The sequence below is a fragment of the Sulfurospirillum sp. E15m genome (assembly GCF_059415145.1).
Genome location: NZ_JCAHZS010000004.1, coordinates 60976 through 73337, shown reverse-complemented (window position 1 = coordinate 73337; position 12362 = coordinate 60976). Strand labels below are relative to the sequence as shown.

Genomic DNA, 12362 nt, shown 5'->3' with positions numbered 1-12362 from the left:
TCTGTACGACTTTACATGTAAAAAGATTTACATGTAAAGTCTCTACCTACATCTTCTTATTAAAGTGTTCCAATATACTCTTCAATCGCTACCGCAACACGTTTTGAAAATGCCACAGCTTCTACCACTGTTCTTGCTCCTGTAACGACATCACCTGATGCAAAAACACCGTTCATCGTTGTACGACCATCTTCATCGGTAATGACCAATCCTTTACCATCTACTTCAATTTGACGAGCTGATTGGATAATATTATCATTTGGACTTTGGCTGATAGCCACTAAAATCGAATCGGCTTCTAAAAGCCCTTCTTCTTCATTTCCGTCCGTACAGCTGTACTTAACGCCTTCTTCCGTAATTTCAAGCGGTTGTTTATACAGTTCAAACTTCACACCATCGATTTTAGCACATTCGATTTCATGTTTAGACGCTGGCATATCATCCATACCTTTACGGTACATGATGATTACCTCTTTGGCATGATGCCTAACTGCCGTTCGAGCCACATCCATCGCAACATTGCCAGCACCAAGAACAACCACGCGTTTTCCAAGCTGATACACATCTGGGCTTTTGAGATAATCAATGGCAAAATGAACGTGTCCTAGGCTCTCACCTTTAATACCAAGTTTTTTCGGCGCCCAAACGCCTGTGCCGATAAAAATTGCTTTAAAATCATCGCGAAAAAGATCACCGATGGTGATATTCTTTCCAATCGTAATATTAGGGCGAATGGTTACGTCCAATTGTCGTAATTTACTCTCAATCGTGTCCAAAATTTCTTTATTCAATCTAAAATCAGGGATACCGTAACGAAGGACACCACCGATTTTATCGTGCGCATCATACATGGTTATCTCATAGCCTTTAGAAGCAAGGATAACAGCCAGTGCAATTCCCGCTGGCCCACTACCGATAATAGCAACCTTATGACCATTTTTAACTGGTTTTTCAAATTGAACATCATGGATATACAAATCAGAAATATAATTTTCAATACTGCCAACACTGACAGCTGTTCCTTTTTTCGTGAGAATACAATGACCTTCGCAATGTTTTTCATGAGGACAGACCATAGAACAGATCACAGAGAGTGGATTATTCTCAAACAGCATCTTACCTGCTTGTTTAATTTCTCCCGCTAAAAAAAGACGAATCATTTCAGGAATGGGCGTGCCAACAGGGCATCCTGTACGACACGATGGCTTTTTACAGCCCAAACATGTTTTAGCGAGTGTGATGACATACTTGTTCATCGCTTTCCTTTTTCATATATGTAAAAATAGTGTCAGAATTGTATCAAAACTATGGGATTTTTTTAAGAAGTTTTAACAAATAGGGTGCTTTTTTCAAGCACCCTTAAAGAAGTTACTTTTTATAGTTTTCAACAAACGAAGCAATTCTTGCGATACCCTCTTTAATTGTAGCATCATCGGTTGCAAATGAAAGTCTAAAATAGCCTTCCATTCCAAAGCCAAGACCAGGGACAACAGCAACGCCAGTTTCCTCAAGCAGTTTTGAGCAAAACTTCATTGAATCATTCTCAACGGCTTTTGTATTCACATACAAATAAAATGCACCTTCTGGTTTCACTACTTTCAAGCTTGGAATTTTGCCAAAAAGTTCACATGCAAGATTTCTACGTTTTTCAAATGCGACACGCATTGCTTCAATATCTTCATCCACAACACCTTCAAGCGCTGGAATAGCAGCTTTTTGCGTGATAGAGTTAATGTTTGAAGTGCTTTGACCTTGAAGATCAACAATTGCATTTACGATTTCTTTAATAGGACAGGCAAGATAACCAAAACGCCATCCTGGCATTGCCACAGATTTACTCAAACCGTTTACGGTAATGGTTCGTTGATACATATCATCGCTAATAGCCGCAACTGAAGTAAATTTCAATCCGTCAAATAAAATCTTTTCATACATCTCATCGGAAACGACAAGAATTTTAGTGCCTTTTAAAACTTCCGCAAGTGCGCTTAATTCTTCTTTTGAATACACCGAACCCGTTGGATTTGAAGGAGTATTGAGCAACAAGACTTTTGTTTTAGGTGTAATCGCCGCTTTTAATTGTGCCGGCGTAATTTTGAATTTTGTTGATTCATCCGTATCGATAAACACAGGGGTACCATTGCTGTATTTGACAATTTCAGGATACGTAACCCAATAAGGAGACGGGATAATCACTTCGTCACCTTCATCTAAAATCGCTTGAAAAATGTTAAACAAAGAGTGCTTTGCACCAACATTAACAACGATATCAGAAGGTTTATAGTCAAGGTTATTTTCACGCTTAAGTTTCCCAGCAATAGCTTTTAAAACTTCTGGGGTACCAGCAACGGCAGTGTATTTTGAACACCCTTTTTGAATGGCCTCAATAGCAGCATCTTTGACACGTTGAGGCGTGTCGAAATCCGGTTCTCCCGCTGAAAAGCTCAGAATATCTTTTCCTTGTGCTTTCAGGTCTCTTGCTAAAGCTGTAATGGCTAAAGTTAAAGAGGGGGATAAGACTTGAATTCTTTGTGATAGCATGAAACATCCCTTATAAAAATATCGTGCAGATTATAGCGAAAAATTACCTATTTCTCTAAAGATTTTCGCAAAAAAATGCTACTCCCATGGTGCTTTTGCATAAAGAACTTTAAATAAGGGGTTATTCAGAGCCAAAACAATATCCTGAGCAAAAGTAATCAACCCAGAATATCCAGAATAATTTTTTTCATTATCATCTATTGTCATAAAAGCAATTTTACTTTCAATAGCTACTTGAAACTGAGGGTAATGGCATAAGAAAATATCCACTTTTTCATCCTGAATCACTTCTATAAAATCTTCACGTTTTTCTTTTAAAACCACGCCTTCACCCGCTAAATAAGCATACACCTTTTCAATATCATCTTGAGTTGATTCTTCAATGGATGTAGCAGCGATACGCATACCTAATTCTTTTAAAAGAGGAATAAATTGCCATGATTGCTGTGCTTTGAGATTGATAAAGACAACTTTATCATTTAAAATCTCTTTATATAAACGTAATTCACGACGCAATTGCTGTTCTTCTTGAAAAATATACTGCTCTGAGATACGGGTCAATAAACCATCTGCAAAAACTTCTACAATGGCTCTAATAGCATCAGATGTGGCTTTTACGCCATAAAAAGAGACATCTACCCACGGGATATTCCATCGTTCATTCATTTTTCTCGCAAGAGTAATCATTGGCTTTGCACATATTAAAACATTGAGTTTAACGCAATGTGCACTGTAGGTTTTTTCTATATCTTCGTATGCACCAAAAACCCATCGTATATGAAATCCTAAATGCTCTAGCAATGCCCTATAACCTACCATTTCACATTCAAGCATTTTAAAGCCTATGAGATTTATATCGTATGAAATCGTATCTAAAGGATCTTCTTGCCCCATAAAATGCTCTAGCAAAGTTACTCCAGCAACACGCGCGCCAAAAGGCATCCCACCCATAAAACCTGCAGCATACACAGCAATGATAGGTACACCCCATTGTTCTTTTTTTAACGATACAATGCTTTCAATATCTTCACCGATTAAAGAACTGACACACGTTAAATAAACAAAAATTACTTTAGGATGATAATGCTGAAGCAAAGAGTCAATACTCTCAGCTAACTTTTTCTCACCACTGAAAATAATATCATTACACTCCATTTGAGTTGTACTCAAAACAGTCTTTATTTCTTGTATCTTAGGAGACAATATTGCACTAGTGCACGTACTGGGCGCATGAATGATATGAGCCGTCTCTCGAAAAAGGCGCAATATTTCAATAGCACTTTCGAAAGAACATCCACTGATAGCACTTCCAGAAATTAAACGCTCACATGTAGCTTTTTTTGTAGTATTGCTACTATAACTACACGAGGGCTCATTAAAAAGCTCTTTGATAAGACTTTGTGTAGTTGACATCTCTTTTCCTATTGATACTTTTAGAGATATTCATCGTATGATATCTCAAATTTTTGAATTTTATAGCCAATCTGACGATTACTAATACCCAATTTTTTTGCAGCTTTAATCTTAATACCACCACACTCTTTGAGCATTTTTATAATGGTTTGACGTTCTAATGCTTCTATATCTGCTTTTGTTTCCACTTCTTTAGAATAAATATTCGTCGTTGCAGGCAAAACGGATAAAATCACTTTATCATTTACATGTAAAGAAGGTGCTAGTAATACAATGCGCTCCATGCAATTTTCAAGTTCTCGTATATTTCCTGGCCAATTGTAAGATTGAAGCATCGCTTCAGCATCAGGTAACAAGGAACGCTCTTTACCATGACGTCTGCAAAATCGCTCTAAAAAATAGTGGGACAATAAGATAATATCATCGCCTCTATCACGAAGAGGAGGGGAATGCAATGGAATAACATTAAGCCTGTAAAAAAGGTCTTCTCGAAACAGACCTTTTTGTACCATTTCTTTAATATTTCGGTTAGTTGCTGCAACAATACGTACATCCACTTTAATCGTTTTTGTTCCACCCAACCGCTCAAACTCTTGTTCTTGCAAGACACGTAACAATTTCGCTTGTAATGTCAAGCTTAAATCTCCTACTTCATCTAAAAAAAGGGTTCCTTCATCCGCTAGTTCAAATCGACCTTTTCGCATCTCCTTAGCATCGGTAAAAGCGCCTTTTTCATGTCCGAAGAGTTCACTTTCCAAAAGATTCTCAGGAATAGCTGCACAGTTGAGCTTGATATAAGGCTTTTCTTTGCGTAAACTGTAATTATGAATCGCTTTAGCTATCAATTCTTTACCTGTCCCTGTTTCCCCACTGATTAAAATAGTCGAATTGGTGCAAGCAACTTTGCCAATAATCTCTAAAACATCTTGAATCACGGGGCTATGACCTATGATTTCATTTTGTTTTAAAATTTCCTCTTTATAGTAGAGCTTTTCTTCTCTTAACCGCTTCTTCTCATCATGAATGGTTTGATAGATTTGTTTTGATTGCGCCATCCATGAGGCTGTAATGGTTAAGATTGTAACCATCTCTTCAATATCAGAAAGTGACTTTTTGGTTAAACTCACGCCTAAAACTCCCAGCAATGTATTTTGACAAAGAGCAGGTACTGCCAAATATGATATTTCGCTCTCTTTTAGGCTACGACTTTTATTGAGGAAAAGAACATTATGGTGAATATTTTCAATCACAACAGGTTCCAAGAACTGTGCACACAATCCTGTTGCACCTTCTCCTATCTTATAACTGGCTAAGAGTTCTTGTTGTTTATTTAATCCAACCGATGTGAACACATTTAATGCATTCATCTCTTCATTGAGATTGTAATAGATACTTTTGTCCATATAAAAATGCTGACGTAAAAGTGTAAGCGTCTTTTCAAAAGCACGCTCAATACCTAATGCGCTCTCTTTAAGAGCCACCGATATGTCATACAATACTCGTAATTCTTGATAGCGTGGGCAATCTTTGGATGGATTGATACACATATAATCCATAATTCATCTCCTTTTTGCACGACATGCCATTTTTACTTTTTGAAGTATCATACGAAAAAGTATATCGTTATATATAATTTTATACTGCACTATTATTAAACAATTCACTCTCTTGGGCAATATTTTCTTTAGCTGTAAGTTCATTGGGTTGAATTTGGAAAACTGAGACAACTTTTCCATCATGTGTTGAACGATATTTTTCAATGAGACTACCCGCTAATTGGTGTTTGTAATAATGAGGTGTATATTTATCCAATAATTTTTGAAGCACTAAAGCGGACTCGTTTGCATCAATGATTTTTTCAGCTTTTCCAAAGATAACCACACTCCGATAAGCGGTATCTGCATGGCAAGGAACGGGGTCAATGACCGTGCCATATTCATGAAAAACAGTAAAACATACAGAAGGATTTTCTAGAAGAAGACTCTCTTTTTTTCCACTTCCCATTCCATGAAAATAGATAGAACCTTGATGCCATACATAATTCACAGGTATTGCATACGGTACATTTTCTTCATCTACCATGGCTACAACACCGACACGTGTTTCTTTTAAAAACGCTTCTATGATTGATTTATCTTTACAAACTCTTTTAGTATATCGTATTAGTTGCATCTTTTTTCCTTTAAAAGAATAAGGATTTCACTTTTACATGTAAAAGAAAAATCCCTCTATTTTTTACCAAACGTTGAGCAGCCACTCTTTATTCTTTTTATATTCCATATCTCGAAAGAGGGTATTGGCAATCTCTTCTGCAAGCCAAATCGCACCCGCATATCCCACAACAGGGTGACGATAAAGTCCCGCGCGATCAAAGGTAGGAAAACCAACGCGTACCATCGGAATGTTATTATCAATGGCGGTAAATCTCCCTTTAGAGTGTCCCATGATCAGATCAAGTTTTAAGCCTCTGTTTTTAATACGATCTTCAAGCTCCCACAGATCGGCATTAGTGATAATTTCCATATCAAAATCCACTTTAGATTGAAGGTTTTTAATGCGCGCATCTTTTTTGTAGCCAGAGTTATCATCGCCCAAAAGGAGAAGCACAGGTTTCATCTCCATATCAATGCAAAATTCTGCCAAACCAATGACAAGATCAGCATTACCGTAAATCGCTACACGTTTGTCTGCTAGGAACATATGCGCCAAATCGGTGATCGCATCAATGGCAATGCCACGCTCTTTGACCAACGCTGCAGGAATGGGCTTACCTGTCAGCTCTTTGAGATTTTGTAAAAAGGTATCGGTATTGCGAATACCAATAGGCGTTGGCCCCACGATGGAAGGCACTTGGAACGTTTTTTCCAAATATTTCGCCGCTTTTCCCCCTTCGTAGCGATTGAGTGCCAGTGTGCCAATCGCATCGCCCGTACTGATCATATCTTCGACCGTCGTATCGCCATGAGAGACTTCACATTGTCCACTTGGCATAAGGGGTGAATCAAAACTCTCGATCTCAAACAAAACCGTTGCATCAATCTCCATCATTTTCAAAAGATGTTTAAGCGCAGTAACATCACCAGGGTTGACCCAACCCGTGATCAGATTGATCTTGGCATTAGGTGTACCCGTTTTTTTCGCAAATGCTTTGAGCATCGACTCAACGGCAACATCGTAGCCACTGACCATACTGCCCTTAAAACTGGGCGTATGAACAGGCACCAGATGCACTTCGCGCCCTTCGTATTTATCTTTTAAAAGTCCGTTATTAAGCTTAGTGATGACACCTTCAATATCATCGCCTATAATCTCCGTCGAACAAGTCGTAATAATCGGAATGACTTTGATATCAGGATAGCGCATTAAAAGAACGTCCACCGCTGTTTCAACTCTCCCTGTCGCTCCAAAAACCGCACTGTCTTCATGCAACGAAGAAGAGGCGATATCAAAGTTATCTTTGAAATGTTGTGCAAACAGCATTCTTACAAACATAACGCACCCTTGTCCGCCATGCACAATGGCAATACAATCTTTGATGCCAATACTTACGTATTGCGCGCCACACGGCTGACATGTAAAGATCGGGTTAATAATTCCCGTACGATCTTTTGCTCTGAGTTCACATGACATGATTTATCCTTTTTTAGTATCGTGCAACCGTCAGCTCTTTATTGAGTGAGCCTGTGATCGTAACGTAATCAATACGTTCTTTAAGCTTTTCCATCAGCGCCTTAATACTCTCCTTATCCATTTGCGAGAACCACACAAAACGCTCTTTAAACGCCTCTGCCAGTGAGAGAGCATCGACCCAATAGCATCTCTCTTCAGGCGTCTCCTTGGAAACGGGTTCATCGCATAAAATCTGCATCGTTCGACTTAAAACACCTTCATTTTGTCGCTCTCGATCCCAAGAGCGTGAGTGAAACTGCCACAAACAATGTTTCATAATATAATCTTCCATCTGCATAATGCGCGTATTTTGTGCCGATTGCATATGCATATTCACGTTTTCAGTACTCATTTTGGCTCCTTTTAGACCGCTGCTGGCTCGGAACTACGAGACAATTCAGGAGGATAAACTTTGCTTCTAAGCTTCGTAACACAATCAAAATCACCCGTGTACGGCCTTTCACCTTCAACATTCGCCTCTTCAGGAGTCAGCTTAACATCAGAGATCATTTTACGTGTCATAAAGCCTTTATCAATGGCAATCGGGTCTTTACTGATATCAATGCCCGAGAGTTGATGAATCGGAGAGTAAACGGCATTGTAAATGTCGCGGGCAAAACGAACCCAACCTTCATACCCTTTGTACGGTCCATTATGGTAAGCATGCGCATTAAGGTATTGCACACGGCGTTTTTTAGCCACTTCGCCAGGACGCATGCCTGTAAAGATAACATCGGGTTTGAGTTTATCCATCGCTTCGATGCCTTCAAGCTCATTGGGATCATCAATCGCAAGTGTGCCTGGTTGCGCCCTTGCCACACCTTTTTCCATATCGCCTTGGTGTCCAAACTTGGTGTACAAAGAGATCACTTCCACACCCATCTCTTCATGAATGACGTTTGCCCAATGCCACAGTTTTGATCCCCCTGGCCATAAACAGACTTTAACACCTGTTAGACGTTTTTTATACCATTCAAGCTCAGGTTTCCAACGTGCTGTCTCTTCATCAATAATCGCTTGAGCACGATCTTCCAATCCAAAAAAGCGTGCGATTTTCATGAGTGAATCCGACAAAGGACCAAACCCAAACCCATCAATATCAAGACGAGGAATGCCATATTTCACACGCAGTTCATTACAGATATACTCCGCCGACCTTGCGCATTCAAGCACGTTTAAATGTGCTCGATGCATACTTCGAAGCTCATCGTACGAACCATTGCCTGTAAAGCTTGAGAGCACTTGAATGCCCATACGTTTAAAATAGTCACACATGATTTCACAATCGCCTTGAATGTTGTAATCGCCCACATAATTGATCACATAATCACTCGTAATTTTAGGTTCAACGGTGCCTACTTTTTCATTAATCCACGCAATGTTGATTTTATGATGACCGCCTGATTGACTAGGACCCGCAAAGCCTGGAGAGTTGCAGACAAAGATGTCTTTATCGGGCATCTCTTTAAGAACATCCCTCGCAATCGCTTCCATATCATCTCCAATCAACGCTGAGGCACACGTTTGATAGACCGTCATACGGTTAATTTCTGGATGCGCTTTAAACGCTTCAATGATGTTCTTTTTCAGCAAATCACCGCCGCCAAAAACAATATGAGACTCTTTCATATCGGTCGCATAGGTGTATTTGAGCTGGAAATTGTCATTATCACTGATATAGCGTTTGGTATGCCACGTATCATACGTACATCCCACAGGGCCATGACTCATATGAATCGCATCTTTCATAGGCGTACCAATAACGTGTTTGGCTCCACAATACGCACATCCTCGCTCTGAAATCGTTCCAGGAATGGTAAGAAGATGGCCTTCTGGAAGGCATGAGGTTAAATCCTCGCCTTCACCTTTAACAACCGCATGAGATTTTCTCTCTGGAATGCAGGTACTGCATTCAAATTCATGATGTGGCATAACGGAATTCTCCTCTTTAATGTAGTTATATCCCTACATTAACTGCACAGAGTATTCCTAACGTCTAAAAAGAGAGAAAACGGCTATTTTAGGGCTTCAATAAAATAAAAAGCATTTAAGAGAGAAGAATTTTTTACATAAATGTTAAGAAGAGGGTTTACAAAATAGTAAAAATGTAAAGTATAATTTAATGAATAAACAAAGAAAGAAAGAAGTAAAAAAGAAGAGTAAACAGAACGTGGGTGTTTACTCTTTAACAGATTCTAAGAAACATTTATAGAGACTTTCTAATTCATCATCTTTGATTTTGAGGTCTTTGTGTGTGCTTAAAACAGCTTCTTCTAAAATTTTAATGCGTTTGAACATGTAGATAAAAAGCTCTTTATTAATATCAGGGATTTTATTATGTGCCATTGGATTTTTATCACGACCTTTTTCAATGATACGCGCAGGAATACCTACCGCGGTTGAATCATCAGGAATGCTTTTAACGACAACAGAATTAGAACCGATACGGCAATTTTCTCCGATAATGATATCGCCTAGCACTTTTGCACCAGAGCCAATAACGGTATGACTTTTAATCGTTGGATGACGTTTGACACCACGCTCCAAGCTAACTCCACCAAGCGTAACACCTTGGTAAATTAACACATCATCACCTACGATTGCTGTTTCACCAATAACGACACCAAATGCATGGTCAAGAAAAACGCGACGACCAATCGTACATGCAGGGTGAATATCAATGTTGGTTATTACTTGAGAAATCCCCATAATAGCGCGTGCCAATGTGCGAAACCCTTTTACATGTAAAGCATGAGCAATACGGTAATTTGCCAATGCCCATACACCTGGGTAATTAAAAAAAAGTTCTATTTTAGAATTGATGGCTGGATCATGCAAAATGGGTTGGGAAAAATCTTCTTTAATTTTTGCCCATAAAGAGACTTCGTTCATTGAATAATTTCCTCATTATTAATGGTTTTGAGATAACCATTGTCATTTAAAAAGAGATAAATTTCGCCTAAAATATGCTTTTTCTCTTTTTCACTGATAATATCAGAAGCTTCGATGCGTTCATTGAGATTTTCTTGAACCTCTTTAATGTCATAGTCAAGGTCTTCTAAAATATCACTAATGCTTTGAGATTCGAGCATATTTTCAATTTCAAATCCATCATCGTCAATAATTATCGTAGCTTCTGTTGGATGAGTAAAAAGATTGTGTTTCATACCTAACACTTCTTGATAAGCACCTACTAAGAAAAATCCTAAGAAATAGTCACGATTTTTAATATCTACATCATGCAAGAAAAGAGGGGTTTCTGTGTTAAACCCAATTTCACCATCACTGTCGCACGTAATGTCCCACAAAGAGGCTGAACGTGTTGGAACTTCATCCAAACGATCCAATGGCATTACAGGAAACGTTTGATCAATACCCCAAAAATCTGGCAAACTCTGGAACAATGAAAAATTCACCAAATAACGTTCTTGAACACGGTCTTGAATATCTAAAATTTCACTCAGTTTTTTATCGGCAATAAGTCCAACGGCTTTTTTAATAATTAAATTCACCAATATTTCCGTATTGGAACGATCTTGGAGGTCAATATACCCCAAATCAAACAGCGTAAGAAGCGATTCCATATGGTCAATACTATCATGCAGGAATTCCAAGGCATTCTTGCGATTCATCGTATTGGAAAGGTCGTATAATTCTTGAACCAAAGGAGGATTTACCTCTTTCAATCTTAGTTTTTCATCGGTATATTCTTGTGAGAAAAGCTCAAGAACTGGTGCTACTAAGACAGCGTGGTGTGCTGCCACAAAACGCCCTGATTCGATGAAAATATCAGGTTCATGAACCCCTTTTTGTGTTGCAATATCTTTAAGCAAGTACACAACATCGTTGGCATATTCACTTAAGGTATAGTTTTTATGAAGCGTTGTTTTGTGTTGAGAATATTCAACGGCCAAACCACCACCTAAATTAATTGCACGAAGATTGGTAGCACCCATACGACAAAGCTCAGCATAAATATTTCCCGCTTCACGAAGTGCTTTTTTCAACGGAGCAATGTCAGTAATTTGTGAGCCAATATGAAAATGAATCATCGTAAATTTATCGAGTAAATTGGCATCACGAATCATATTGACCGCTTCTAAAAGCTCGGTAGACGTTAAACCAAACTTGGAATTAATACCGCCACTTTTTGCCCAAATACCAATACCTGAGCTATGAAGGCGAATACGAAGTCCAATGTTAGGCACACAGCCAAAACGATCTTTGGCAATCGAAATAATGCTTTCGAGTTCATTAAGCCCTTCAATTGTTAAGGTAATATTATGCCCCATTTCAGCGGCAATAAAGCCTAAAGAGATCATCTCATTGTCTTTAAAACCATTGACTGTAATGGGAGCATGAGGATTGTTATACGCCATGGCTAAAAGAAGTTCGGCTTTTGAGCCCGCTTCTAAGCCATAATTGTATTTTTGACCTAAACTCACAAGATTTTTAACAAAATTTGGGAACTGATTGACTTTAAGCGGATAAACGGCATGAAAACAGCCTTCATAATTAAACTCTTTTTTCGCATCCGCAAAACTTTTGTAGATCATTCGGATCTGCTTTTGAATTAAATGTGGGAATCGGAGTAAGATAGGACCTCTAATACCTTCTTTTCGTATCTCTTGAATAATTTCAATTAAAGAAGGTTCGCAACCCGTATTAACTTTTACTTTTCCATCTTCGATAAAAAAGTTATCATTTCCCCATGTTTTAATTCCATAATCCAATGTCAT

General features: G+C 38.5%; 10 protein-coding genes. All 10 read right to left on the bottom strand.

Annotated elements, in window-relative coordinates; genetic code table 11:
* Positions 1 to 59 precede the first annotated feature (59 nt).
* Complete coding sequence (locus tag AC5SLP_RS07155; protein ID WP_495254471.1) at positions 60 to 1256, bottom strand: NAD(P)-dependent oxidoreductase; 1197 nt, start codon at positions 1254 to 1256, stop codon at positions 60 to 62.
* Between the two features lie 112 nt (positions 1257 to 1368).
* The gene (locus AC5SLP_RS07150) at positions 1369 to 2541 is read right to left on the bottom strand and encodes a pyridoxal phosphate-dependent aminotransferase (protein WP_495254470.1); all 1173 of its coding nucleotides are present in this window, start codon (positions 2539 to 2541) and stop codon (positions 1369 to 1371) included.
* Between the two features lie 78 nt (positions 2542 to 2619).
* Positions 2620 to 3954, bottom strand: coding sequence for a nitrogenase component 1 (locus AC5SLP_RS07145; protein WP_495254469.1), 1335 nt, complete (start codon positions 3952 to 3954; stop codon positions 2620 to 2622).
* Between the two features lie 20 nt (positions 3955 to 3974).
* Positions 3975 to 5510 (bottom strand): sigma-54-dependent Fis family transcriptional regulator, encoded by a 1536-nt coding sequence (locus AC5SLP_RS07140; RefSeq protein WP_495254468.1) that lies wholly within the window; start codon positions 5508 to 5510, stop codon positions 3975 to 3977.
* Between the two features lie 79 nt (positions 5511 to 5589).
* Entirely contained in the window at positions 5590 to 6126 is a 537-nt protein-coding gene (locus AC5SLP_RS07135) for a pyridoxamine 5'-phosphate oxidase family protein (protein ID WP_495254467.1), read from the bottom strand.
* A 63-nt stretch (positions 6127 to 6189) separates the two neighbouring features.
* Positions 6190 to 7584 (bottom strand): Fe-only nitrogenase subunit beta, encoded by a 1395-nt coding sequence (gene anfK, locus AC5SLP_RS07130; protein ID WP_495254466.1) that lies wholly within the window; start codon positions 7582 to 7584, stop codon positions 6190 to 6192.
* Positions 7585 to 7597: 13 nt separating this feature from the next.
* Positions 7598 to 7975 carry a Fe-only nitrogenase subunit delta gene (anfG, locus tag AC5SLP_RS07125; protein WP_495254465.1) on the bottom strand — a complete coding sequence of 126 codons (378 nt, stop codon included), beginning with the start codon at positions 7973 to 7975 and terminating at the stop codon, positions 7598 to 7600.
* An 11-nt stretch (positions 7976 to 7986) separates the two neighbouring features.
* The gene (gene anfD, locus AC5SLP_RS07120; RefSeq protein WP_495254464.1) at positions 7987 to 9555 is read right to left on the bottom strand and encodes a nitrogenase iron-iron protein, alpha chain; all 1569 of its coding nucleotides are present in this window, start codon (positions 9553 to 9555) and stop codon (positions 7987 to 7989) included.
* 246 nt (positions 9556 to 9801) lie between these two features.
* Complete coding sequence (gene cysE, locus AC5SLP_RS07115; protein WP_495254463.1) at positions 9802 to 10515, bottom strand: serine O-acetyltransferase; 714 nt, start codon at positions 10513 to 10515, stop codon at positions 9802 to 9804.
* Positions 10512 to 12356 (bottom strand): biosynthetic arginine decarboxylase, encoded by a 1845-nt coding sequence (speA, locus tag AC5SLP_RS07110; protein ID WP_495254462.1) that lies wholly within the window; start codon positions 12354 to 12356, stop codon positions 10512 to 10514. Before speA ends, cysE begins: the two co-directional genes overlap by 4 nt.
* Between the last annotated feature and the right edge of the window lie 6 nt (positions 12357 to 12362).

Coding starts and splice junctions, on each gene's coding strand:
- AC5SLP_RS07145 (WP_495254469.1), bottom strand. CDS start 3,954: ATGTCAACTACACAAAGTCTTATCAAAGAGCTTTTTAATGAGCCCTCG.
- cysE (WP_495254463.1), bottom strand. CDS start 10,515: ATGAACGAAGTCTCTTTATGGGCAAAAATTAAAGAAGATTTTTCCCAA.
- anfG (WP_495254465.1), bottom strand. CDS start 7,975: ATGAGTACTGAAAACGTGAATATGCATATGCAATCGGCACAAAATACG.
- anfD (WP_495254464.1), bottom strand. CDS start 9,555: ATGCCACATCATGAATTTGAATGCAGTACCTGCATTCCAGAGAGAAAA.
- AC5SLP_RS07135 (WP_495254467.1), bottom strand. CDS start 6,126: ATGCAACTAATACGATATACTAAAAGAGTTTGTAAAGATAAATCAATC.
- AC5SLP_RS07150 (WP_495254470.1), bottom strand. CDS start 2,541: ATGCTATCACAAAGAATTCAAGTCTTATCCCCCTCTTTAACTTTAGCC.
- anfK (WP_495254466.1), bottom strand. CDS start 7,584: ATGTCATGTGAACTCAGAGCAAAAGATCGTACGGGAATTATTAACCCG.
- AC5SLP_RS07140 (WP_495254468.1), bottom strand. CDS start 5,510: ATGGATTATATGTGTATCAATCCATCCAAAGATTGCCCACGCTATCAA.
- AC5SLP_RS07155 (WP_495254471.1), bottom strand. CDS start 1,256: ATGAACAAGTATGTCATCACACTCGCTAAAACATGTTTGGGCTGTAAA.